Raw genomic sequence first — 23,105 nt, forward strand, 5'->3', positions numbered from 1 at the left:
CGATGGCCTCCACCATCGCCGGGCTGCTCGCGATCTACTTCGTCTTATGGTGGATCGTGTTGTTCGTGACGCTGCCGTTCGGCGTGCGCAGTCACGCCGAGAGCGAAGGTGAGGGGCCGTCTCCCGGCACCGATCCCGGCGCCCCAGTGGCAACGCTGCTGGCGCGCAAGGCGCTGTGGACCACGCTGATCTCAGCGGTGATCTTCGCCGTCGCACTTTACGCGTATCGTTCCGGCTGGCTCGGTATCGATCGTCTCGCCAAGCTGATGAATCTGCCTCTGTAGGGCCGCACACCGCGTTAATCGCTGTCGTGGCGACATGCTGTGGTTCGGCGCTGCGTGTTGAGCGCAGCGAGCCTCACGGGCGCATGCACGATTCGCGGCGATGAATTTCGCTGCGTTCAATCGATCCTACGAGTCGCGGACGCGCAGCGGCTCTTTTTGCCAAATGTATCTGGGTTGGATTCGCCCGCGAGCGGTGTCGGCTGCTTGGCGATTCGTCGAATGAAAAATAGTGCCGAAATGGCGCTGAAAAAGAAAAAGCAGGGCGCGGCGCCCTGCTAAAAAACTTGTCGACCCTATAATTTCCCCGAATAGTTGTTCGTATTGTTTGGCCGGGCGACGTTCGTTGGTGAACGTCAGGGTTCCTCCCGAGACTTGGACCACTCAGACCTTCGCCGCAAGGCTCAGCCTGTAGCCACATTGGTAGCCTATTCTAAGCGTCTTGTCATCATTCACGGCAACGAATGTTCAAATTTAAGGCAAGACGTGAAATGAACGAGAACTCGCCAGCTGCACGCGGTTTGCAGTTTCGTTTGGCGCGGTTGCCGAGCTGTGCGATGCTGCGTTGGTCAACCGAACGCAACCGACCTGCATGATAATTCACTCGCCCAAAGGACTGTCTGCGCTGCGCCGACGCCTCGGGCGGCTGATTCCGTTGGTTGCTGTGGTGGTGCTGGTGCAGCTTTTGGCGCCAATCGGCGCGGTGCGGTTCATTGCCAGCACGATCGCCGATCCGGTCGGCGTCGCGCCGCTGTGCGCCGAGATGGCGAAGCCGGGGCAGGCGTCACATGCCGCTTTACCGTCGGCGCACGACTCCGGCTGCTGCGCGATCTGCGCCGTCGGCCTCAGCGGTGCGCCGGTGCCGGCTCTGCCGCCGCAGGATTTCGTGGTGGCGCGGTTTGCCGAAGTGGTGGTCTGGCACCTTGCCGATTCGGCGCCGGCCGACCGTCGCTCGTTCGCTCACGCCCAGGCGCGCGGGCCGCCGGTTCTGGTCTCAGCCTCTGCCTGACCGCGGCGTCCGCCGCTCTTTTCAATGTTCGACAATCGCCGGACGGCGCGTGCCCCGCAATCGCCGGGAACGCGCCTGACGTGGCTTTCGTTCTGACTTCCTCAACTGACAGAAAGACCCACCCATGAAGATGTTCATCCGCAGCGTTGCGTCCGTCGCCGTCGCCACTTTGCTGTCGACCGCCGCCGTGCAGGCCGCCGAGGTCAAGGCCGGCGATCTGGTGATCAGCCAGTCGTGGAGCCGCGCCACCCCGGGCGGCGCCAAGGTTGCCGGCGGCTTCCTCACCATCGAGAACAAGGGCAGCAGCGCCGACCGTCTGGTGTCCGGCACCGCCGACATCGCCGGCAAGGTCGAGATCCACGAGATGTCGATGGACAACGGGGTGATGAAGATGCGCCCGCTCGACAAGGGGCTGCCGATCGAGCCCGGCAAGACCGTGACGCTGATGCCGGGCAGCTACCACATCATGCTGATGGATCTGAAAGGCCCGCTGAAGCAGGGCGACAAGGTGCCGATGACGCTGCAGTTCGAAAAGGCCGGCAAGGTGCAGGTGACGCTCGACGTCGAAGGCGTCGGTGCCAAGGCGCCGGGCGATGCCGGCGGCAGCATGATGAAGATGGACCATGGCACGATGGATCACAGCGGCCACGGGATGAAGAAGTGATGCGGTTGCGATCCGTATCGGCAGCGGCGGCCCTCGCGGCCGCCGCGCTCGGCGCCGCGCCGGCGCTGGCTCACGTTACGCTGCAGCCGAACGAGGCCACGGCGGGCAATTACTTCCAGGCGGCGTTCAGCGTGCCGCATGGCTGCGACGGCAGCGCAACGCTTGCGGTCCGGGTCAAGATTCCGGACGGCGTGCTGTCGGTGAAGCCGCAGATGAAGCCGGGCTGGTCGGTCGACATCAAGACCCGCAAGATTGAGGGCGAACAGCCGAAGCTGCACGGCAAGACCATCACCGAGACCGTCGACGAGGTGACCTGGCGCGGCGGGCCGCTCCCGGACAACCTCTACGACACCTTCGGTCTGGTGATGAAACTGCCCGACGCTGCCGGGAAGACGCTGTACTTCCCGGTGGTGCAGGAATGCGAAAAGGGCGTTTCGCGCTGGATCGAGATTCCTGCCTCGGGACAGAAGTCCGACGCCCTGCATGAGCCGGCCCCGGCGCTGCGGCTGAAGCCGAAGGCGCCGTGACGGCGGGCTATATTCACACGCGCCGCCGCGGGCGCTGGCTGGCCTGGATCACGGCGATCGCCGTGCTGCTGTGGCCGGCGCTCGCGGCCGCGCATGCCAGCCTCGTCGCCAGCGATCCCGCTTCTGAAGCGGTGCTGGCAACGCCGCCCAACACTTTCTCGCTGACCTTCAACGAACCGGTCATCGCGCTGCTGCTGCAACTGATCGACGCGCGCGGCCGCAGCCAGGCGATCACGGCGATCGACCAGGATGGCGCGACCCTTCGGTTTGCGCCGCCGGCCGCGCTCGGCGAGGGCGCCCATGTGCTGAGCTGGCGGGTGGTCTCCGCCGATGGCCACCCGATTGGCGGCGCGCTGACGTTCTGGATCGGCACGCCCGGCCAAAGGCTGCCGCCGATCATCGTGCCGGACGACCCGGCGCGCCGCACCGCGATTTGGGCGACGCGCATCCTGGTCGGCTTCACGCTGCTCACCGCCGTCGGCGGCGCGGCGTTCCTGGCCTGGATCGCAGCGGCACCGGTCGCGGGCGCAGCGATGCTGACCACTGGACTCGCGCTGCTCGGCTTGGCCACCGTCGTGTTGTCGGCCGGCCTGCAAGGGCTGGACGCGCTCGATCTGCCGCTGGCCCGGCTCGGCGAGGCCGCGGTGTGGCGCGCCGGTGCTTCGGGTTCGTTCGGCGATGCGGCCGCGCTGTCCGGGATGGCCTTCGTCCTGACACTGTTGGCGCTGCGCTGGCGCGGCTGGAACGCGCGGCTGTTGTCGCTCGGCGCCGTGGTGAGCCTCGGCACAGCGTTCGCCGTCAGCGGACATGCGGCCACAGCCGAGCCGCGCGCGCTCTCCGGTGCCGCCGTCTGGCTGCATGGCGTCAGTCTGGCGCTATGGATCGGCGCACTGTTGCCGTTGGCGATTGCGGTCGGTGGGCGCGATGCGGCGCCGGCGACGCTGCGGCGGTTTTCCAAGGCCATCCCGCTGGCGATCGTAATGCTGCTGATCAGCGGCATCGCTTTGGCGGCGATCGAACTCGGCCGGATCGATGTGCTGTGGCAGAGCGATTATGGCCGCGTGCTGATCGCCAAGCTGGCGCTGGTTGGCGTCCTGCTCGCTCTGGCGCTGTGGAACCGGGTGCGGCTGACGCCGCTGCTGCTGGCCGGCGAGGTGTCGGCGGTGCGGAGAATGCGGGCCAGCATCGTGGCCGAGCTGGTGCTGGTGATTGCCATCCTGGGCGTGGTCGGGCTGTGGCGGTTCACGCCGCCGCCGCGCAGCGCTGCACCTCAGTCGGTGGCAGCCTCGGAGATGGTGCATCTCCACGCTGAGCGGGCGATGGCCACGGTGACGCTGGCGCCCGCCCGAGCCGGGCCTGTCGAGATCGAGGTGCTGCTGCAGACGGCCGAGGAGGCGCCGCTTGCCGCGCAGGCGCTGACCGTGACGCTGGCTAAGCCTGATGCCGGGATCGAGCCGCTCAGCGCCGAGGCGCGGAGGACGGCGGACGGACCCTGGCGAGCACGGCTGACGGCGCCCGTGCCTGGAAAATGGACGCTGACGCTCGGCATCCTGATCTCGGATTTCGAGAAGGTGAACCTCGAAACCCCGATCGTGATTCGATAGTCGGGTGCCGAGCACCCGGTCGCCGTGCTAGACCGCAAGTGTCCCGCACCGACCTGAGCACCGGCCAATCCGGCCCGAATTGCAGAGTTGCGCGGCTCCCGCCCTTGTGTTTTCGCGTCCGATCCGGTTTCACTGGCGCAAAATTAGCTTCCACCCGATTCTCCGAGCAAATCCCATGCGTTTGTCGCGATTCTTCCTGCCGATCCTGAAGGAAAACCCGAAGGAGGCCGAGATCGTCTCGCACCGGCTGATGCTGCGTGCCGGCATGCTGCGGCAGGAGGCGGCCGGCATCTACGCCTGGCTGCCGCTCGGCCATCGGGTGTTGAAGAAGATCGAGCAGATCGTCCGCGAGGAGCAGAACCGCGCCGGCGCGATCGAACTGCTGATGCCGACCCTGCAGCTCGCCGACCTGTGGCGCGAAAGCGGCCGCTACGATGCCTACGGTCCGGAGATGCTGCGGATCGCCGACCGGCATAAGCGGGAATTGCTGTACGGCCCGACCAACGAGGAAATGATCACCGAGATCTTCCGGGCCTACATCAAGTCCTACAAGAGCCTGCCGCTGAATCTCTATCATATTCAATGGAAATTCCGCGACGAGCAGCGTCCGCGTTTCGGCGTGATGCGCGGCCGCGAATTCCTGATGAAGGACGCGTACTCGTTCGACGTCGACGAAGCCGGCGCGCGCAAGTCCTACAACAAGATGTTCGTCGCTTACCTGCGCACCTTCGCGCGGATGGGCCTGAAAGCGATCCCGATGCGCGCCGAGACCGGCCCGATCGGCGGTGATCTCAGCCACGAATTCATCGTGCTGGCCGAGACCGGCGAGTCTGGCGTCTACATCGACCGCGACGTGCTGAACCTGCCGGTGCCGGACGAGAACGTCGACTACGACGGCGACCTGACCCCGATCATCAAGCAGTGGACCTCGGTCTATGCGGCGACCGAGGACGTTCACGAGGCGGCGCGCTATGAGAGCGAAGTGCCGGAGGCCAACCGCCTCAACACCCGTGGCATCGAGGTCGGCCAGATCTTCTACTTCGGCACCAAGTATTCCGACTCGATGAAGGCGAACGTCACCGGTCCGGACGGGACCGATGCGCCGATCCACGGCGGCTCCTACGGCGTCGGCGTGTCGCGGCTGGTCGGCGCGATCATCGAGGCCTGCCACGACGACAACGGCATCATCTGGCCGGAGGCAGTGGCGCCGTTCCGCGTGACGATCCTCAATCTGAAGCAGGGCGACGCCGCGACCGACGCGGCCTGCGACCAGCTGTATCGCGAGCTGTCGGCCAAGGGCGTCGACGTTCTGTACGACGACACCGATCAGCGCGCTGGCGCCAAGTTCGCGACTGCGGACCTGATCGGCATTCCGTGGCAGATCCACGTCGGTCCGCGCGGGCTCGCCGAAGGCAAGGTCGAACTCAAACGCCGCAGCGACGGGTCGCGCGAAAATCTCGCGCTCGCCGATGTGGTCGCACGTCTGACGTAATAGGCACTTATCCACCGCGGGCCTGAACGGCGAGGGCGGCGTCGGCCAGATAAAGCCCGAATCGTGTGAAATTCGGACTATGGATCACGCCATGAACGAGCCAGTTCGAACTCCTCCTTTTGCGCCATTCGAATGGCTCATTTCCGGGCGCTATCTGCGCGCGCGCCGGCGTGAGGGGTTCATCTCGGTGATCGCCGGGTTCTCGTTCCTCGGCATCATGCTCGGGGTGGCGACGCTGATCATCGTCATGGCGGTGATGAACGGCTTCCGCAAAGAGCTGCTCGACAAGATCCTCGGCCTCAACGGCCACCTCCTGGTGCAGCCGCTGGAAAGCCCGCTGACGGACTGGAAGGATGTTGCCGACCGGCTCAGCGGCGTGCAGGGCATCAAGCTCGCAGCTCCGGTGGTGGACGGCCAGGCGCTGGCATCGTCGCCGTTCAACGCCTCGGGCGTGTTCGTGCGCGGCATCCGCGCCGACGACCTCAATCATCTGTCGTCGATCGCCAATCACCTCAAGCAGGGCACGCTGGAAGGCTTCGACGACAGCCAGGGCGTCGCAATCGGACGCCGGCTCGCCGATCAGCTGTCGCTGCACGCCGGCGACAGCATCACGCTGGTGGCGCCGCGCGGCGCCGTGACGCCGATGGGCACCACGCCGCGGATCAAGCCCTATAAGGTGGCGGCGGTGTTCGAGATCGGCATGTCCGAATACGACTCGACCTTCGTGTTCATGCCGCTGAAGGAAGCGCAGGCGTATTTCAACCGCGCCAACGACGTCACCGCGATCGAGGTCTATACCGACATTCCCGACCGCATCGACGTCTTCCGCAAGGCGGTGACCGAAGCCGCCGGGCGGCCGGTGTTCCTGGTCGACTGGCGCCAGCGCAATTCGACGTTCTTCAACGCGCTCCAGGTCGAGCGCAACGTCATGTTCCTGATCCTGACGCTGATCGTGCTGGTGGCGGCGCTCAACATCATCTCCGGCCTGATCATGCTGGTGAAGGACAAGGGCGCCGATATCGCAATCCTGCGCACCATGGGCGCGAGCCAGGGCTCGATCATGCGGGTGTTCCTGATCACCGGCGCGGCGATCGGCGTGGTCGGCACGCTGACCGGGTTCTTCGTCGGCGTGCTGGTGTGCATGAACATCGAGTCGATCCGGCAGTTCCTGTCCTGGGTCACCAACACCGAGCTGTTCTCGCCGGAGCTGTATTTCCTGTCGAAGCTGCCGGCTGAGATCGATTTCGCCGAGACCAGCGCGGTGGTGATCATGGCGCTGACGCTGTCGTTCCTCGCCACGCTGTACCCGTCTTGGCGCGCCGCGCGCCTCGATCCGGTCGACGCGCTGCGCTACGAGTAAGGCGAAACACGATGGAGCAGGGCGCCGAAGACATCCCGGTCGTGTACCTTCACGACATCAAGCGCCAGTATTCGCAAGGCGAGGCGACGCTCACAATCCTCGACGGCGCCAGGCTGGCGCTCTGGGCGGGGCAGTCGGTGGCGCTGGTGGCGCCGTCCGGTTCGGGCAAGTCGACGCTGCTGCATATCGCCGGGCTGCTCGAGCATCCCGATGAGGGCGAGGTCTATGTCAGCGGCGCGGCGACGTCGGCGCTGACCGATGCCGAGCGCACCCAGATCCGCCGCACCGACATCGGCTTCGTTTACCAGTCGCACCGGCTCTTGCCGGAATTCACCGCGCTGGAAAACGTCATGCTGCCGCAGATGATCCGCGGCCTGAAGCGCAAAGAGACGATCAGCCGCTCCAAGGAAATCCTGTCCTATCTGGGGCTCGCCGACCGCATCACCCATCGGCCGTCGGAATTGTCGGGCGGTGAGCAACAGCGCGTCGCGATCGCCCGCGCGGTGGCCAATGCGCCCCGCGTGCTGTTCGCCGACGAGCCGACCGGCAATCTCGATCCGCACACCGCTGATTACGTGTTCAACGCGCTGATGCAGCTGGTCAAGGCGACCCAGGTGGCGATGCTGATCGCCACCCACAACATGGAGCTCGCCGCCCGCATGGACCGCCGCGTCTCGCTGCAGGACGGCGTCGTGGTCGAGCTGGAATAGGGCGCTCGGCTTCAGCCCATTATTAGCACGTCATTCCGGGCGCTCGCGTTAGCGAGCGGACCCGGAATCTCGCGGTGCGGGGTGAAGCGCCTCAACGCAGAACATCTCGGGATTCCGGGTTCGCGCTTGCGCGCGCCCGGAATGACAGGGCATGGGAAGAGCCGCGCTCGTCCTCAGTTCTGACGGCGATGCTTGCGCTTCTTCTTGGTCGGCTGCTGCTGGGGCGCGGTGTACCACGGGTTGGTCATGCAATCGGCGCTGCGGCCCGAGGCCGACATCCGGCACTGCGCCATGGTGTCGTAGCTGCACTCGTCGTACCAGTCGTGATAGCTCTGATACACCCGCAGGCAGACCGGATAATCCCGCGCCTCGGCGGTGGTGGTCAGGCCGAGGCCGGCGAGCATCGCGATCAGGAGCAGCTTGCGCATCTTCGTTCGGATCCTTGTTGAGCAGCCGGTCGCGGTGGCGGCGACTCGGCGCACCCGAGAGTGTGACAGAAATCTATGACGGCGCAGGGTCGGCGCACATGCGCCGGCTCAATGCCGCCGGGCGCGGCGCGAACCGGCCCCCGCCGGCGGCTGATACCACGGATTGGTCAGACACTGAGCGGCGATCCCGGATGCGGCCGGTTTGCACTGGTCGATCGATGTGTAGCGGCACTCGTCGTAGCGCACCGGGCCATACACCCGCAGGCATACCGGGTAGTTGTCGTAAGGCTGTGCCGAAGCTGCTCCCGGCAGCGCCAGCCCGGCCAGCAGCACCATCGCTCCAATCCGCATCGTCGCCTCCGCTGCTGCGCGGTTCATAAGCCGCGCGCCTTTCGTTCCGTGCGCCAATCCCGAATGACCGTCAATGCGGGGCCGGGCCGGTGAATTCCGGGGATAGTAACGTCTCATTAACGGTCCAGGTTGCTGCGCCGGCCGCTTGCTTGACTCTAGAACGAAATGAGAACATTGTTCTTGTTATGTTCACAAGGTCAGGGAGGCGGACGATGTTGAAGATCTTCATCCAAGAAGCTGCGGCGCTGACGTCGATTGCACTGTTCATCGGCATGGTGGCGGTGTGGGCTCAGGTGTTGGCGCAGGCCTAAGCGCGGGCAAGCGTTGCGACCGCTTCGGCATAGCGGGGATAAGGTCGCCGCCGATGCTTGCGGTGAAGGGTGAGGGAGCCCACCATTGGGCTTCCGAGTCGGTTGCCGTGACGGCGACCGGTTCCGCAAACCACTCGTCCCAACCCGCACGTTTGTCTGAAGAGCCGCCGCGCCGATGAGCAACGCCGGATTCGTCCATCTGCACGTCCACTCGGCCTATTCGTTGCTGAAAGGCTCGATGAAAGTCGCCAAGCTGGCCGAGCTGGCGAAGGCCGACCGGCAACCGGCGCTGGCCCTGACCGACACCGACAACATGTTCGGCGGTCTGGAATTCTCCGACAAGCTGTCGGGCTATGGCATTCAGCCGATCGTCGGCCTCGAACTCGGCATCGACTTCGGCGACCAGGATCCGAACTCGCGCCATGGCGCCTTGGCGACGCCGGCGCGGATCGTGCTGCTGGCAGCGCGCGAGCAGGGCTATCGCAGCCTGATGCGGCTGAACTCACGGGCGTTCCTGGAGACGCCGGTCAATCAGGTGCCGCACGTCAAGCTCGAATGGTTGGCGGGCGAAACCGACGGCGTGATCGCGCTGACCGGCGGCCCGGACGGGCCGATCTCGCTGGCGATGCTGACCGATCCGGCGCTCGCCGCGCAGCGCTGCGAGCGGCTGCAGCAGGCGTTCGGCGATCGGCTGTATGTCGAACTGCAGCGTCATGGCACCGAGGCCGAGCGCCGCGCCGAAGGCGGCCTGATCGATCTCGCTTACGACAAGGGCCTGCCGCTGGTCGCGACCAACGAGCCGCATTTCGCCAGCACCGAGGATTACGAGGCGCACGATGCGCTGCTGTGTATCGCCTCCGGCAAGCTGATCGCCGAGACCGATCGGCTCCAGCTTACTCCTGACCACCGCTTCAAGACCCGCGCCGAGATGGCGGTGCTGTTCGCCGATCTGCCCGAGGCACTCGCCTCGACGGTGGAGATCGCGCAGCGCTGCGCCTATCGGCCGCTGACCCGCAAGCCGATCCTGCCGCTGTTCACCGTCGGCGCCAGCGTCAGCGACGCGGCGGAAGCGGCCGCCGCCGAAGCGGCCGAACTGCGCCGCCAGGCCGAGCAGGGCCTCGCCAAGCGGCTCAGCGTTCACGGCCTGTCGCCGGGGACGACCGAAGAGGACTACAACAAGCGGCTCGCCTTCGAGCTCGACGTCATCACCCGCATGAAATACGCGGGCTACTTCCTGATCGTGTCGGACTTCATCAAATGGGCCAAGGCTCACGGCATTCCGGTCGGTCCGGGCCGTGGTTCGGGCGCAGGCTCGCTGGTGGCGTATTCGCTGACGATTACCGACCTCGACCCGATCCGGTTCGGCCTGCTGTTCGAGCGCTTCCTCAATCCCGAACGCGTCTCGATGCCGGACTTCGATATCGACTTCTGCCAGGATCGCCGCGGCGAAGTGATCGAATACGTGCAGCATCGCTATGGCCGCGATCAGGTGGCGCAGATCATCACCTTCGGTACGCTGCAGGCTCGCGGCGTGCTGCGCGACGTCGGCCGCGTGCTGCAGATGCCGTACGGTCAGGTCGACAAGCTGACCAAGCTGGTGCCGCAGAATCCCGCGGCGCCGATCACGCTGAAGCAGGCGATCGAAGGCGAGCCGAAGCTGCAGGCGGCGCGCGACGAAGACCCGATCGTGGCGCGCGCATTCGACATCGCGCAGAAGCTCGAAGGTCTGACCCGTCACGCCTCGACCCACGCGGCCGGCATCGTGATCGGCGATCGCCCGCTCAGCGACCTGGTGCCGCTGTATCGCGATCCGAAATCCGACATGCCGGTGACTCAGTTCAACATGAAATGGGTCGAACCGGCGGGCCTGGTGAAGTTCGACTTCCTCGGCCTGAAGACGCTGACCACGCTCGACGTGGCGGTGAAGCTGCTCAAGCAGCGCGACATCCATGTCGACCTGCACACGCTGCCGATCGACGACGCGCCGAGTTATCAGATGCTGGCCCGCGGCGACGTCGTCGGCGTGTTCCAGGTGGAAAGCGCGGGCATGCGGCGGGCGCTGATCGACATGCGCCCCGACCGGTTCGAAGACATCATCGCGCTGGTGGCGCTGTATCGCCCGGGCCCGATGGCCAACATCCCGACCTATTGCGCCCGCAAACACGGCGACGAGGAGCCCCAATATCTGCATCCGATGCTGGAGCCGATCCTGAAGGAGACGTTCGGCGTCATCATCTACCAGGAACAGGTGATGCAGATCGCGCAGGTGATGGCCGGCTACTCGCTCGGCGACGCCGACCTGCTGCGCCGCGCGATGGGTAAGAAGATCCGCGCCGAGATGGACAAGCAGCGCGCCATCTTCGTCGAAGGCGCGGTGAAGAATGGCGTCGCCAAGGACGCTGCAGACACCATCTTCGACCTGCTCGCCAAGTTCGCCGACTACGGCTTCAACAAGAGCCACGCGGCCGCCTATGCGCTGGTGTCGTACCACACCGCGTATATGAAGGCGCACTATCCGGTGGAATTCCTCGCCGCGTCGATGACGCTGGAAATCCACAACACCGACAAGCTGTCGGAATTCCGCGCCGAGGCGCAGCGGCTCGGCATCAAGGTCGAAGCGCCGTCGGTCAACCGCTCCGGTGCCACCTTCGAGGTCGGTCCGAACACGATCTACTACGCACTCGCCGGCCTGAAGGGCGTCGGCATGCAGGCGGTGCAACAGATTGTCGAGGCGAGGGGCGATCGGCCGTTTGCCTCGCTCGCCGACTTCGCCGCACGGGTCAATCCGCGCGCCATCAACAAGCGCGTCATCGAATGTCTTGCGGCGGCCGGTGCGTTCGATTGCCTCAACTCGAACCGTGCGGCAGTGTTTGCGGGTGCCGACGCCATCGTCGCGGCCTGCCAGCGCAATCATGAAGCCGCCACCAGCGGTCAGAACGACATGTTCGGCGGTCTGTCGGATGCGCCGTCGATCATTCTGCCGCAGCTCGAGCCGTGGCTGCCGGCGGAGCGGCTGCGCCGTGAATACGATGCGATCGGCTTCTTCCTGTCCGGCCATCCGCTCGATGACTACGCCACCGCCTTGAAGCGGTTGCGGGTGCAGTCCTGGACCGAGTTCTGCAAGGCGGTGAAATCCGGCGCCACCGCCGGCAAGGTCGCCGCCACCGTGGTGTCGCGGATGGAGCGGCGGACCAAGACCGGCAACAAGATGGGCATCATGGGCCTGTCCGACCCAACCGGGCATTTCGAGGCGGTGCTGTTCTCCGAAGGTCTCGCACAGTATCGCGAGGTGCTGGAGCCGGGGGCTGCGGTGCTGATGCAGCTCGGCGCCGAACTCCAGGGTGAGGATGTGCGCGCCCGGGTGCTGCACGCCGAGCCGCTCGACGCCGCGGCGGCGAAGACTCAGAAGGGCCTGCGTATCTTTCTGCGCGATACCAAATTCCTCGACTCGGTCGCCAAGCGGCTGCAGCCGCCGGAGACCAAGGTGGCGGGCGGCAACATCGCGCTGGTGCTGCGGCTCGATCCGCAGACCGAGGTCGAGTTCGATATTCCCGGGCGCTACCATGTGTCGCCGCAGATCGCCGGCGCGATCAAGGCCGTGACCGGCGTCGAGCACGTCGAAACGCTTTGACCATCGCCTTGTTCTCGCGTCACGGAAAACGGACGGCGAGGGCGGTATTTGTCCGCGAACCGGTCGCGGATTGTTCAATCGCCGTTCAGATTGGGACGCGCTGAAATGCGATCCGCGGCGCTGCGCCGGTTCCGGCTGCGCCCTTGCAATGGGTCCCGGCCATGCGTCTCAATCATCTTTTTTCGGTCGTCTCCACCATCCTCGTTGTGCTGATCGCCGGGCCGGTTGGTCCCGCGGCTGCGCAGCAGCAGGAAAAACGCATCGCGCTGGTGATCGGCAATGGCGCCTATGCCAAGGCGCCGCTCTCCACCGCCGCCAATGATGGCGGCCTGATCGCGCAGACCTTGCAGGCGGCCGGCTTCGACGTCAGCGGCGCGCGGGACCTCGACGGCGACACGCTGCGGGGCGCGTTTCGCGACTTTGTGAAGAAGGCCGAGGACGCCGGTCCCGACACGGTCGCAGCGGTGTATCTCGCCGGCTACGGCGTGCAATACGCCGGCGAGAATTACTTCATCCCGGTCGACTCGCGGCTGTCGCGCGATACGGAAATTCCCACTGAAGGCCTGCGCATCAGCGACTATCTACGCCAGCTTGCGGCGCTGCCGCTGAAGACCAGCGTCGTGGTGCTCGATCTGGCGCGCGAGCAGCCGTTCGTGCCCGGCGGATCGATCGCCTCGGGGCTGGCGATGGTCGAGCCGAACCCGAAGATGCTGATCGCCTTCAACGCCGCGCCCGGCACGGTGGCGCCGGAGGAGCGGGGCGCTTACGGCGTCTATGCGCAAGCACTGGCCGAGATGATCCGCACCGGCGGCCTGACGCTGCCGCAGCTTTTTGATCGTGTGCGGCTGCGCGTCAATGAAACGACCAAGGGCGCGCAGGTGCCGTGGGATACGCAGAGCGTGGAGTCGAACTTCATGTTCTTCGATCGCGCGCCCGATGCGCCGCCGCTGCCGGCGCCGGATCAGGCGCTGCGCAGCAAGCCGATCCGCGACATGGGCGCCGCAGAAGCTTATGCGGCTGCGCTCGATCGCGACACGCTGCAGGCTTACGAAGACTTTCTCGCGGCCTATCCCAATGATCCGCTGGCCAAGCGGGTGAGGGCGATCGTCGCCGCGCGGCGTGAGGCGATTACTTGGCGGCGGACGTATCGCGTCGATACGCCGGACGCCTATTGGTCGTATCTGCGCCGCTATCCGCGCGGCCCGCACGCCGCGGACGCCCGGCGCCGGCTGGAAATCCTCTCCGCTGCGCTGGAGCCGCCGCCGAGCTTCACGGTGATCGACTACGACGTGCCGCCGCCGCCGCCGGACGAGATCGTCTATGTCGACCGGCCGGTGCTGATGTTCAGCGATCCGGTGTTCGACTTCGCGCCGCCGCCACCGCCGCCGGTGTTCTTCCTGCCGCCACCGCCGCCGGACTTCGTGGTGCTGCCGCCACCGCCGCCGCCGATCGGCCTGTTCTATCTGCCGCGGCCGTTGTTCGTGCCGATCCCGGCCTATGTCCGGCCGCCGGTCTATGTGCAGCCGCCGCCGAACAACATCATCTTCGCCAACATCCACAACACCACGGTCATCAATCAGGTGATCAACCAGCCGCCGGCTGCTCCCGCTAACCCGGCCGCGCCGGTGGTGAGCCCGCCGGCGACCGGGCCTGCAATCGCAACGCCCGGCGCGCCGGCAGCGACGGCGGCTGCTGTGGCCACCGGCGCTGTGCTGGGCGCGGCGCTGCCGGCCGCCGCGCTGCATCGCGCCACGCTGATCCAGCAAGGCAAAGCGCCGGTGCCGCAGAGCGCGTCGATCGCCACGACGCCGCCCGGCGGGTTTGCACAACGTCCGGGCGTTCAGCCGCAGGGCCCGCGGCTGGCGCAGCCCGCCGCCGCACCGACACAGGCTCCGACTGCGACCGCGCCGAACTCCGCTTCCACGCCCGCTCCTGGCACGCCGCCGAGCCAACCGACCGGACCAGCCGTTGCGCCGCCGACGGTGCAGGGCCGGCCGGGGTCAGGCGCGCCCGGCGGCGCAGCACCGGCCGGCCAGGAGCTGCCGGTCCCTGGAACCAAGGGATTGCCACCCGCGCCGAGTGTCGCTGCTCGCCCGGGGGCTTCGTCGGGCGCTCAGCCGCAACCTCCTGGTCGGCCAGTGCTCGGTCCAGGCGGACCGGCCGCCGCCAAAAACGGGGCCATCGCGCCACCGGCCGGACCGGCGCCGAAGCCGACCGCAGCTCAGCCGCCAGCCGGTGCAGGTCCGGCCGTGCGTCCGGAAGCCGTTCGCCCGCAGCAGGCTCCCGCCCGGCTGCGGCCGACCCCGCCGGTGACGGCGCCCGCCAGACCGGCGGGACCGCCGCCCGGCGCAGCCGTCGACCGTCGCCCGCCGCCTGCGGCTCCCCGGATCCAGCGGCCAGCGCCACCGACGGTGTCCCGTCCGGTGCCGCCGCCGATGCACGTGGCTCCTCGGGTTGCTCCGCCGCCGCCGCCCCAGCATGCGGCTCCGCGGATGGCGCCGCCGCCGGCTCCGGTTCGCGCGGCACCGCCGCCGCCCCATGTGGCTCCGCCGCGGCCGCCGGCACCGCCAAGAGCTGCCCCGCCGCCGCGGCCGCCGGGCCCCGCCAAACGGTGCCCGCCGGGCGTGAAGGAGTGCTGATAAGGGCGAGGGCAGGTCAAACTGGCGGATCGCGGCCATCGCGGTCCGCTACTCCCAGGCGCGATCTCGGCCGCTCCGCCTTGCGTTATCGGGGAATCCCGCTATAACGCGCGCCATCTCACACGGAAACATGGCTCACAAGGCCGTCCGGTGGCACCGGGCCGCGCAGGGATTCGTCCCCAGTTCGGCACGGTTGCCCACACGTTTCCGGAGGAACCAACCGGAGAAGATACAATGGCGCTTCCTGAATTCTCTATGCGTCAGCTGCTCGAAGCTGGCGTGCATTTCGGTCACCAGTCGCATCGCTGGAACCCGAAGATGGCGGACTACATTTTCGGCGTCCGCAACAACATCCACATCGTCGACCTGACCCAGACCGTTCCGCTGTTGCATCGCGCGCTGCAAGCGATCAGCGACACCGTCGCCAAGGGCGGCCGCGTGCTGTTCGTCGGCACCAAGCGCCAGGCGCAGGACGCCGTGGCTGACGCCGCCAAGCGTTCGGCACAGTACTTCGTCAACTCGCGCTGGCTCGGCGGCACGCTGACCAACTGGAAGACGATCTCGGGCTCGATCCGCCGCCTGCGTCACCTCGAAGACGTGCTGAGCTCGGCCGACGCCAATGCCTACACCAAGAAGGAGCGTCTGGAGCTGCAGCGCGAGCGCGACAAGCTCAATCGCTCGCTCGGCGGCATCAAGGACATGGGCGGTCTGCCCGACCTGATCTTCGTGATCGATACCAACAAGGAAGACATCGCGATCCAGGAAGCCCAGCGTCTCGGCATCCCGGTCGCTGCGATCGTCGATACCAACTGCGATCCGAAGGGCATCACCTATCTGGTGCCGGGCAACGACGACGCCGGCCGCGCGATCGCGCTGTACTGCGACCTAGTCGCTCGTGCGGTGATCGACGGCATTTCGCGCGCGCAGGGCGACATGGGTGTCGACATCGGAGCGGCGTCGCAGCCGCTGCGTGAAGACCTGCCGGCGGCGCAGGCGACCACCTTCCAGGGCCTGCCGGGTCCGCGTGGTACCCCGGACGACCTCAAGAAGCTGCCGGGCGTGTCCGGCGCGATCGAAAAGAAGTTCAACGACCTCGGCATCTTCCACTACTGGCAGCTCGCCGAGCTCGATCAGGCCACCGCGCATCAGATCGGCGAAGAGCTCGGTCTGCCGAGCCGGGCCGATGCCTGGGTGGCGCAGGCCAAGTCGCTGACCGCCGAGGCGGAGTAATACGAGGCGATGTGGCCGGCTTCCGGCCGCATCGTTCCGTCGTCAAAATCTGAGATGTGTTCCTGATTGCGAACCGCGGGCTTCGGCTGCGCGGTCGCACTCACAGGCAGAGGGCTTATTAGCGATGGCAACGATTACTGCAGCAATGGTCAAGGAGCTGCGCGAGACCACCGGCGTCGGCATGATGGATTGCAAGCAGGCGCTCGCCGAGACCGACGGCAACATCGACGCCGCGATCGATTGGCTGCGCAAGAAGGGCCTGTCGAAGGCCGCCAAGAAGGCCGGCCGCGTCGCCGCGGAAGGTCTGATCGGCGCGCTGACCGACGGCACCAAGGGCGTTGTCATCGAGGTCAATTCCGAGACCGACTTCGTCGCGCGCAACGAGCAGTTCCAGGGCCTGGTCAAGATGATCGCCCAGGTCGCGCTCAAGGTCGGCGCCGATATCGACGCGATCAACGCAGCTCCGGTCGGCTCGACCAACGTGGCCGGCGCGATTGCCGACGCGATCGCCACCATCGGCGAGAACATGACGCTGCGCCGCGCCGCTGCGCTGAGCGTGTCGCAGGGCGTGGTCGCCAGCTACATCCACAACGCGGTGATCGACGGCGCCGGCAAGATGGGCGTGATCGTCGCGCTCGAATCCGCCGGCAAGGCCGACGAGCTTGCGACCCTCGGCCGCCAGCTCGCGATGCATGTCGCCGCTGCGAACCCGCAAGCGCTCGATCCGACCAGCCTCGATCCGGCTGTCGTGCAGCGCGAGCGCGAGGTGATGGCCGACAAGTATCGTCAGCAGGGCAAGCCGGAGAACATGATCGAGAAGATCGTCGAGAACGGCCTGAAGACCTACTACAAGGAAGTCTGCCTGCTCGAGCAGGCCTACATCCACGACGAGAAGGGCAAGTCGGTCGCGCAGGCGGTCAAGGAAGCCGAAGGCAAGGTCGGTGCGCCGATCAAGATCACCGGCTTCGTGCGCTACGCGCTCGGCGAAGGCATCGAGAAGCAGACCTCCGACTTCGCCGCCGAAGTCGCTGCCGCTTCCGGCCAGAAGTAATCGCGGCTCACGCGAAATCCTCCCGGCCTTCGGGCCGGGAGCCAATCTTCAAGGGAGCGACCGCAACATGGCTGAGCCAATCTATCGTCGTGTGCTGGTCAAGCTGTCGGGCGAATACTTCGCCGGTCCCCAGGACTACGGTATCGATCAGGCCACCATCGATCGCGTCGCCGGCGAACTGATCGCCGCACGCGGCCTCGGCATCGAAATCGCCGTCGTGATCGGCGGCGGCAACATCTTCCGCGGCGTCGAAGTTTCCGCCCGCGGCGTGTCCCGGACCACCGGCGACACCATGGGCATGCTGGCCACCGTGATGAACTGCCTGGCGCTCACCGAAGCGCTGCAGCGTCACGGCCAGAAGGCGCGCACGCTGGCCGCATTGATGATGCCGGAAGTCTGCGAGCTTTATACCCGCGCTGCCGCCGAACAGACGCTTGCCGAGGGCGGCATCGCGCTGCTCGCCGCCGGCACCGGCAATCCGTATTTCACCACTGATACTGCCGCCGTGCTTCGGGCCGCTGAAATCGGCGCCGGAGCGGTGCTCAAGGCGACCAATGTCGACGGCGTTTACAGCGCCGATCCGAAGCTCGATCCGAATGCGAAGCGGTTCGAGAAACTCACTCATTCCGAAGCGCTTGCCGGCGGCTACAAGGTGATGGATGCGACGGCTTTCGCGCTTGCCCGTGAAACCTCGCTGCCTATCATCGTGTTCTCGATCGCCGAACCCGGTTCGATCGGCGCGGTGCTCAGCGGCGCGGGACGGGCCACTGTAGTCGCGGGCTGATAAGCGATCACGCGCGTATCGCGCGCCGATGTTGATATGAGATTCGAGAAACCAGAGAGGCGGGTATGTCCGACAAGTTCGACGTCAACGAATTGAAGCGGCGTATGCAGGGTGCTGCGCAGTCCCTGAAGCACGAGCTCGGCGGTCTGCGCACGGGGCGCGCCTCGGCCTCGATGCTCGAGCCGGTGCAGGTCGACGCCTATGGCAGCCACATGCCGCTCAACCAGGTCGCCACCGTATCGGTGCCGGAGCCGCGACTGATCTCGGTGCAGGTCTGGGACAAGTCGATGGTGAAGGCGGTCGAGAAGGGGATCGTCGATTCGAACCTCGGCCTGTCGCCGGCGACTGAAGGGCAGGTGATCCGGCTGCGGATCCCCGAACTCAACGAGGAGCGCCGCAAGGAGCTGGTCAAGGTCGCACACAAATACGCCGAAGCTGCTCGCGTCGCCGTCCGCCATGTCCGCCGTGACGGCCTCGACACCATCAAGAAGCTGGAGAAGGCCCACGAGATCTCCGAGGACGATCAGAAGCGCCTCGACCAGGAGGTGCAGAAGGCGACCGACGCCACGATCGCTGAGATCGATCAGTTGCTCGCGAACAAGGAAAAGGAAATCCTTACGGTCTAATCTTTCGGCCGTGCGTGCGGGACGTGGTCGCCCGGCCGCGTCCCGGCGGTGGTCCGGCCAAACGGATCGCCGCCCAGTTCGGGACCCGGGCGGTTTTGCAGCGACCGCGGGCACATCTCGGGCCTTGTCGTCGTGGCGACTATAACTTACTGATCTCGAATAATTTCTGGCAGCGAGCCGGTGACCTTCTCGCGGGATGACGCTTCGGGAATGAGCTATGTCGAAAGCTGCCGCGCCTCTGCCTGATCCGTCCGATCCACCGAGCGCGCCCGCGCACGTGGCAATCATCATGGACGGCAACGGTCGCTGGGCCGCCGCGCGAGGGCTTCCGCGTGCCGAAGGCCATCGCCGCGGCGTCGAAGCGCTCCGCCGGGTCGTCCGCGCCTCCAGCGAACTCGGTATCCGTTATCTGACCATCTTCTCGTTCAGCTCGGAAAACTGGGCACGGCCGGCGACCGAAATCGTCGACCTGTTCGGGCTGCTGCGCCGCTTCATCCGTAACGATCTCGCATCGCTTCACCGCGACGGCGTCCGCATCCGGGTGATCGGCGAGCGCGATCGGCTCGACCGCGACCTGTGCGCGATGCTCGACGAGGCGCAGGAGCTGACCCGCAACAACACCAAGCTCAATCTGGTGGTGGCGTTCAACTACGGCTCGCGACAGGAAATCGCCAACGCCGCCCAACGCCTGGCGCGCGAAGTCGCCGAAGGCAAGCGCGACCCGGCGACGATCGATATCGAGACTCTCGGCCGTTATCTCGACGCCCCCGATATTCCGGATCCCGACCTGATCATCCGCACCAGCGGAGAACAACGATTGTCGAATTTCCTGATGTGGCAGGCGGCGTACAGTGAATTAGTATTCGTGCCCATTCACTGGCCGGATTTCGACAAGGCCGCGCTGGAAGGCGCGATCGCCGAATATTCGCGGCGCGAGCGCCGGTTCGGCGGGTTGGCCGCCAAAACAGGATCGTGACACGCGTGAGCCAGGACAAGGCGGCGCCGGCGCCGGCGGCCGAGCAGGGGTCCCGGAATCTGATTTTGCGAATCGCAGCCGCGCTGGTGCTGGCGCCGGGCGCGATCGCGATCGCTTATCTCGGGGGCTGGCCGTGGGCGGTGCTCGCGACCGCCGTTGCGGTCGGCTTGTGGTTGGAATGGCTGAGCATCGTCGGCCTCGGCCGTAACTGGCCGGTCGTCGGGGTAGGTGGCCTCGGCCTTGTGGTCTGCGGTGCCGCGCTGGGAGCCGGCGTACCGTGGTTGGCTGCCGCCGCGATCGTGCTTGCGCTGGCCGTTTTGGCGCTGCTCGGCGGCGGGCAGCGCCGTTGGGCGACGTCTGGCTTCGGCTACGCCGCGGCTGCCCTGGTCGCCTCGGTCCTGATCCGCGCTGATCCGGACTATGGCTTCGCCGCCTTGATGCTGATTCTGTTGATCGTCTGGGTCACCGACATCGGCGGCTATTTCGCCGGTCGCGGGATTGGCGGGCCGAAGCTGTGGCCGCGGGTCAGCCCGAAGAAGACCTGGGCGGGAGCGATCGGCGGCTTCGTTCTGAGCCTCGTGATCGCGGCTGGCTTTGCCTTGTTCGGTCTCGGAAAAATGCTGCCGCTGCTTGTGCTTGCAGCGATCCTTTCAACTGTTTCTCAGCTCGGTGATCTGTTCGAATCCGCAGTCAAGCGCCGCTTCGGTGTGAAGGACTCAAGCCACATCATTCCCGGCCACGGCGGGTTGATGGATCGGCTCGACGGCTATGTGGCGGCCGTGGTGGTAGCGGTATTGATCGGGCTGACGCGCGGACCGCTGGATGGTATTGGCCGCGGATTGATGGTGTGGTGACGCAATGAGCCCTGTTCCTTTGAAAAACGCCGAGCGTGCCCATAGCGGCGTCCGCACTGTGAGTGTGCTCGGCGCCACCGGTTCGATCGGCGACAGCACGATGGACCTGATCCGCGCCGAGCCCGAGCGCTACCGGGTCGAGGCGCTCACCGGCAACGCCAACGTGGCCGGCCTCGCAAAGCTGGCCAAGGAGTTCAACGCCCGCTTTGTCGCCGTTGCCGATCCGGCGCGACTCGGCGAATTGCGCGCGGCGCTTGCCGGGACCGACGTCGCCTGCGGTGCGGGCGAGAGCGCCGTGATCGAAGCGGCGGCCCGGCCGGCCGATTGGGTGATGGCAGCAATTTCGGGGGCGGCCGGTCTGAAGCCGGCGCTGGCGGCAGTCGACCGCGGTACTACCGTGGCGCTCGCCAACAAAGAGTGCCTGGTGTGCGCCGGCGACTTCTTCATGAGCCGGGCGACCGCTGCCGGGGCGCAGATCCTGCCGGCGGATTCGGAGCACAACGCGCTTTTCCAGGCGCTCGCCTCCGGCAACCGCCATGAACTGACCCGCGTCATTATTACCGCCTCGGGCGGTCCGTTCCGCACCTGGGCTGCCGCCGACATCGAGCAGGCGACCCTGGCGCAGGCTCTGAAGCATCCGAATTGGAGCATGGGCCAGAAGATCACCATCGATTCGGCATCGATGATGAACAAGGGGCTCGAGGTGATCGAAGCCTCGTATCTGTTCGCGTTGTCGCCGGACGAGATCGACGTGCTGGTGCATCCGCAGTCGATCGTTCACGGCCTTGTCGAGTTTGCCGACCGCTCGGTCGTGGCTCAGCTCGGTGCGCCCGACATGCGGATTCCGATCGCGCATTGTCTCGGCTTCCCGGATCGCATTACCGGGCGTGCGGCGAAGCTCGATCTCGCCAAGATTGGTCAGTTGACCTTCGAAGCTCCTGATTTCGCGCGCTTTCCCGGTCTGCGGCTGGCTTATGACGCGCTCCGCATCGGCAATGGCGCCACCACGGTGTATAACGCCGCCAATGAGGTGGCGGTCGCGGCCTTCATCGCGCAGAAGATCCGGTTCGGGGCGATCGCGCGGCTGGTCGAAGACACGCTCAACAGCTGGGTCCGCGCCGGCAACCAGGCGCCGCTCGGCTCCGCCGACGACGCCATCGCGCTTGACCAACAGGCGCGAAACCTCGCTGCCACCCTATTGCCTCAAATTGCCGCAAAGGCATCCTAGAGGAGATAGGGAACAGGGCCGTCGGTTCTGCTCGAAGGGAATGGGATGGCCGATCTTTTTCTGAATAGTTTCCACACGTTGAGCCACGGACTGGTGGGGTATGTGGTGCCCTTCTTGTTCGTGTTGACCATCGTGGTGTTCTTCCACGAACTCGGCCATTTCCTGGTGGCGCGCTGGAATGGCGTGAAAGTTCTGACCTTCTCGATCGGTTTCGGTCCGGAGATCGTCGGCTTCAACGACCGCTACGGCACCCGCTGGAAGCTGTCGGCCGTGCCGCTCGGCGGCTACGTGAAGTTCTTTGGTGACGACAGCGAGGCCAGCACGCCGTCCGGCGATGCGTTGTCGCAGATGTCGGCGTCCGAGCGGGCGGTCAGTTTCCACCACAAGCCGGTCGGGCCGCGCGCCGCGATCGTGGTCGCCGGCCCGTTGGCCAATTTTATCCTGGCCGTGGTGCTGTTCACCTTCCTGTTCAGCGTGTTTGGGGTGCCGAATACCTCCGCGCGTGTTGATGGCGTGCAGCCGGGCAGTGCCGCCGAGACAGCTGGCTTCAAGCCGGGCGACGTGGTGACGTCAATCAACGGTAGCGCGATCAGCAATTTCCTCGAGATGCAGCGCTTCGTCGGCGCCGAAGCCGGCAACCAGCTCAAATTTACCGTCAAGCGTGGCGATTCGACCGTCGATCTGGTGGCCACCCCCCAGCTCAAGGAGATCAAGGACCGCTTCGGTAACGTCCAGCGCCTTGGCATCCTCGGCATCAGCCGCTCGACCGCTGCGGGTGAGGTGACCACCGAGCAGGTCAATCCGGCGGTGGCGTTCTGGATGGGGATCAAGGAGACCTGGTTCGTCGTCGACCGGACGTTCTCCTATATCGGCGGTATTTTCACCGGCCGGGAAGCGGCCGACCAGCTTGGTGGCCCGTTGCGGATCGCTCAGGTGTCGGGGCAGGTGGCCACGATCGGCTTTACCCCGCTGCTGCATCTGGCGGCGGTGCTGTCGATCTCGATCGGCCTGTTGAACCTGTTCCCGGTTCCATTGCTGGATGGCGGGCACCTGTTGTTCTATGGAATCGAAGCCGCGCGCGGCCGGCCGCTGTCGGAGCGGGCGCAGGAGGTCGGGTTCCGGATCGGGCTCGCCTTGGTGCTGATGTTGATGATGTTTGCGACCTACAACGACATCCTGCACCTGGCGTCGTCGTGAGTCTCCCATTTGTCAAACGTGGCGGATGGGCAACGTGTTGGAATGAAATTGAAATCGCAGCGCTAAAGGACGTTTGCCGGGGCGGCAAAATTGTCTACAAGCGAGGCAACCTGGGGATTCTGTCGGTGCGGGGGCTCCGTGCCGGCATCGGA

At 66.1% G+C, this 23,105-nt stretch carries 20 protein-coding genes; 18 read left to right on the forward strand and 2 right to left on the reverse strand.

The window, feature by feature from the left end; translation table 11 throughout:
• Positions 1-2: 2 nt before the first annotated feature.
• The 8 genes from DY467_RS07150 (at position 3) to DY467_RS07185 (ending at position 7,647) form a co-directional block, all read left to right on the forward strand.
• The gene (locus tag DY467_RS07150; protein WP_107355913.1) at positions 3-284 is read left to right on the forward strand and encodes a DUF1467 family protein; all 282 of its coding nucleotides are present in this window, start codon (positions 3-5) and stop codon (positions 282-284) included.
• 589 nt (positions 285-873) lie between these two features.
• Positions 874-1,290 carry a hypothetical protein gene (locus DY467_RS07155; RefSeq protein WP_164634872.1) on the forward strand — a complete coding sequence of 139 codons (417 nt, stop codon included), beginning with the start codon at positions 874-876 and terminating at the stop codon, positions 1,288-1,290.
• Between the two features lie 124 nt (positions 1,291-1,414).
• Positions 1,415-1,954: a copper chaperone PCu(A)C gene (locus DY467_RS07160; protein WP_107344831.1), complete on the forward strand. Its 540-nt coding sequence runs from the start codon at positions 1,415-1,417 to the stop codon at positions 1,952-1,954.
• Positions 1,954-2,481, forward strand: coding sequence for a YcnI family protein (locus DY467_RS07165; RefSeq protein WP_164634874.1), 528 nt, complete (start codon positions 1,954-1,956; stop codon positions 2,479-2,481). Before DY467_RS07160 ends, DY467_RS07165 begins: the two co-directional genes overlap by 1 nt.
• The gene (locus DY467_RS07170) at positions 2,478-4,085 is read left to right on the forward strand and encodes a copper resistance CopC/CopD family protein (RefSeq protein ID WP_164634876.1); all 1,608 of its coding nucleotides are present in this window, start codon (positions 2,478-2,480) and stop codon (positions 4,083-4,085) included. The genes DY467_RS07165 and DY467_RS07170 overlap by 4 nt, the downstream gene beginning before the upstream one ends.
• A 175-nt stretch (positions 4,086-4,260) precedes the next feature.
• Positions 4,261-5,577: a proline--tRNA ligase gene (gene proS, locus DY467_RS07175; protein ID WP_164571098.1), complete on the forward strand. Its 1,317-nt coding sequence runs from the start codon at positions 4,261-4,263 to the stop codon at positions 5,575-5,577.
• 79 nt (positions 5,578-5,656) lie between these two features.
• Complete coding sequence (locus DY467_RS07180; protein WP_164634878.1) at positions 5,657-6,937, forward strand: lipoprotein-releasing ABC transporter permease subunit; 1,281 nt, start codon at positions 5,657-5,659, stop codon at positions 6,935-6,937.
• 11 nt (positions 6,938-6,948) lie between these two features.
• Positions 6,949-7,647 carry an ABC transporter ATP-binding protein gene (locus DY467_RS07185; RefSeq protein WP_107344826.1) on the forward strand — a complete coding sequence of 233 codons (699 nt, stop codon included), beginning with the start codon at positions 6,949-6,951 and terminating at the stop codon, positions 7,645-7,647.
• A gap of 173 nt (positions 7,648-7,820) precedes the next feature.
• Here the strand turns inward: DY467_RS07185 and DY467_RS07190 are convergent, their stop codons facing one another.
• A complete protein-coding gene (locus DY467_RS07190; RefSeq protein WP_164634880.1) occupies positions 7,821-8,075 on the reverse strand; it encodes a DUF3551 domain-containing protein in 255 nt (84 codons plus the stop codon).
• 108 nt (positions 8,076-8,183) lie between these two features.
• Complete coding sequence (locus tag DY467_RS07195; protein WP_164634881.1) at positions 8,184-8,426, reverse strand: DUF3551 domain-containing protein; 243 nt, start codon at positions 8,424-8,426, stop codon at positions 8,184-8,186.
• 486 nt (positions 8,427-8,912) lie between these two features.
• On the opposite strand from DY467_RS07195, the gene dnaE reads away from it, so the two are divergent.
• The 10 genes from dnaE to rseP all read left to right on the forward strand — a co-directional run bounded on the left by dnaE (position 8,913) and on the right by rseP (position 22,953).
• A complete protein-coding gene (gene dnaE, locus DY467_RS07200; RefSeq protein ID WP_164634883.1) occupies positions 8,913-12,368 on the forward strand; it encodes a DNA polymerase III subunit alpha in 3,456 nt (1,151 codons plus the stop codon).
• 161 nt (positions 12,369-12,529) lie between these two features.
• Positions 12,530-15,007 carry a caspase family protein gene (locus DY467_RS07205; RefSeq protein ID WP_164634885.1) on the forward strand — a complete coding sequence of 826 codons (2,478 nt, stop codon included), beginning with the start codon at positions 12,530-12,532 and terminating at the stop codon, positions 15,005-15,007.
• 234 nt (positions 15,008-15,241) lie between these two features.
• Positions 15,242-16,237: a 30S ribosomal protein S2 gene (locus DY467_RS07210; RefSeq protein ID WP_107344822.1), complete on the forward strand. Its 996-nt coding sequence runs from the start codon at positions 15,242-15,244 to the stop codon at positions 16,235-16,237.
• A 124-nt stretch (positions 16,238-16,361) separates the two neighbouring features.
• Positions 16,362-17,288 (forward strand): translation elongation factor Ts, encoded by a 927-nt coding sequence (gene tsf / locus DY467_RS07215; RefSeq protein WP_107344821.1) that lies wholly within the window; start codon positions 16,362-16,364, stop codon positions 17,286-17,288.
• Positions 17,289-17,355: 67 nt separating this feature from the next.
• Positions 17,356-18,072: a UMP kinase gene (pyrH, locus tag DY467_RS07220; protein WP_164634887.1), complete on the forward strand. Its 717-nt coding sequence runs from the start codon at positions 17,356-17,358 to the stop codon at positions 18,070-18,072.
• 65 nt (positions 18,073-18,137) lie between these two features.
• Positions 18,138-18,698 carry a ribosome recycling factor gene (gene frr / locus DY467_RS07225; RefSeq protein ID WP_107344819.1) on the forward strand — a complete coding sequence of 187 codons (561 nt, stop codon included), beginning with the start codon at positions 18,138-18,140 and terminating at the stop codon, positions 18,696-18,698.
• Positions 18,699-18,915: 217 nt separating this feature from the next.
• Positions 18,916-19,674, forward strand: a complete 759-nt coding sequence (locus DY467_RS07230) for an isoprenyl transferase (protein ID WP_107344818.1) — start codon at positions 18,916-18,918, stop codon at positions 19,672-19,674.
• A 5-nt stretch (positions 19,675-19,679) separates the two neighbouring features.
• On the forward strand, positions 19,680-20,528 hold the full coding sequence (locus tag DY467_RS07235; RefSeq protein WP_164634889.1) for a phosphatidate cytidylyltransferase: 849 nt from the start codon (positions 19,680-19,682) through the stop codon (positions 20,526-20,528).
• A 4-nt stretch (positions 20,529-20,532) separates the two neighbouring features.
• The gene (gene dxr / locus DY467_RS07240) at positions 20,533-21,756 is read left to right on the forward strand and encodes a 1-deoxy-D-xylulose-5-phosphate reductoisomerase (RefSeq protein ID WP_164634891.1); all 1,224 of its coding nucleotides are present in this window, start codon (positions 20,533-20,535) and stop codon (positions 21,754-21,756) included.
• Between the two features lie 45 nt (positions 21,757-21,801).
• Positions 21,802-22,953: an RIP metalloprotease RseP gene (gene rseP, locus DY467_RS07245; protein WP_164634893.1), complete on the forward strand. Its 1,152-nt coding sequence runs from the start codon at positions 21,802-21,804 to the stop codon at positions 22,951-22,953.
• Positions 22,954-23,105: the final 152 nt, after the last annotated feature.

It is taken from the genome of Rhodopseudomonas sp. BR0G17, assembly GCF_010907025.1.
Classification (GTDB): domain Bacteria; phylum Pseudomonadota; class Alphaproteobacteria; order Rhizobiales; family Xanthobacteraceae; genus Rhodopseudomonas; species Rhodopseudomonas palustris_H.

Excerpts from the sequence above, each read along its gene's own strand:
- dxr (WP_164634891.1), top strand. The coding sequence starts at position 20,533 with ATGAGCCCTGTTCCTTTGAAAAACGCCGAGCGTGCCCATAGCGGCGTC.
- DY467_RS07205 (WP_164634885.1), top strand. The coding sequence starts at position 12,530 with ATGCGTCTCAATCATCTTTTTTCGGTCGTCTCCACCATCCTCGTTGTG.
- dnaE (WP_164634883.1), top strand. The coding sequence starts at position 8,913 with ATGAGCAACGCCGGATTCGTCCATCTGCACGTCCACTCGGCCTATTCG.
- pyrH (WP_164634887.1), top strand. The coding sequence starts at position 17,356 with ATGGCTGAGCCAATCTATCGTCGTGTGCTGGTCAAGCTGTCGGGCGAA.
- proS (WP_164571098.1), top strand. The coding sequence starts at position 4,261 with ATGCGTTTGTCGCGATTCTTCCTGCCGATCCTGAAGGAAAACCCGAAG.
- DY467_RS07165 (WP_164634874.1), top strand. The coding sequence starts at position 1,954 with ATGCGGTTGCGATCCGTATCGGCAGCGGCGGCCCTCGCGGCCGCCGCG.
- DY467_RS07190 (WP_164634880.1), bottom strand. The coding sequence starts at position 8,075 with ATGCGCAAGCTGCTCCTGATCGCGATGCTCGCCGGCCTCGGCCTGACC.
- DY467_RS07155 (WP_164634872.1), top strand. The coding sequence starts at position 874 with ATGATAATTCACTCGCCCAAAGGACTGTCTGCGCTGCGCCGACGCCTC.
- frr (WP_107344819.1), top strand. The coding sequence starts at position 18,138 with ATGTCCGACAAGTTCGACGTCAACGAATTGAAGCGGCGTATGCAGGGT.
- rseP (WP_164634893.1), top strand. The coding sequence starts at position 21,802 with ATGGCCGATCTTTTTCTGAATAGTTTCCACACGTTGAGCCACGGACTG.
- DY467_RS07150 (WP_107355913.1), top strand. The coding sequence starts at position 3 with ATGGCCTCCACCATCGCCGGGCTGCTCGCGATCTACTTCGTCTTATGG.
- DY467_RS07180 (WP_164634878.1), top strand. The coding sequence starts at position 5,657 with ATGGATCACGCCATGAACGAGCCAGTTCGAACTCCTCCTTTTGCGCCA.
- DY467_RS07230 (WP_107344818.1), top strand. The coding sequence starts at position 18,916 with ATGTCGAAAGCTGCCGCGCCTCTGCCTGATCCGTCCGATCCACCGAGC.
- DY467_RS07210 (WP_107344822.1), top strand. The coding sequence starts at position 15,242 with ATGGCGCTTCCTGAATTCTCTATGCGTCAGCTGCTCGAAGCTGGCGTG.
- DY467_RS07195 (WP_164634881.1), bottom strand. The coding sequence starts at position 8,426 with ATGCGGATTGGAGCGATGGTGCTGCTGGCCGGGCTGGCGCTGCCGGGA.
- DY467_RS07160 (WP_107344831.1), top strand. The coding sequence starts at position 1,415 with ATGAAGATGTTCATCCGCAGCGTTGCGTCCGTCGCCGTCGCCACTTTG.
- tsf (WP_107344821.1), top strand. The coding sequence starts at position 16,362 with ATGGCAACGATTACTGCAGCAATGGTCAAGGAGCTGCGCGAGACCACC.
- DY467_RS07185 (WP_107344826.1), top strand. The coding sequence starts at position 6,949 with ATGGAGCAGGGCGCCGAAGACATCCCGGTCGTGTACCTTCACGACATC.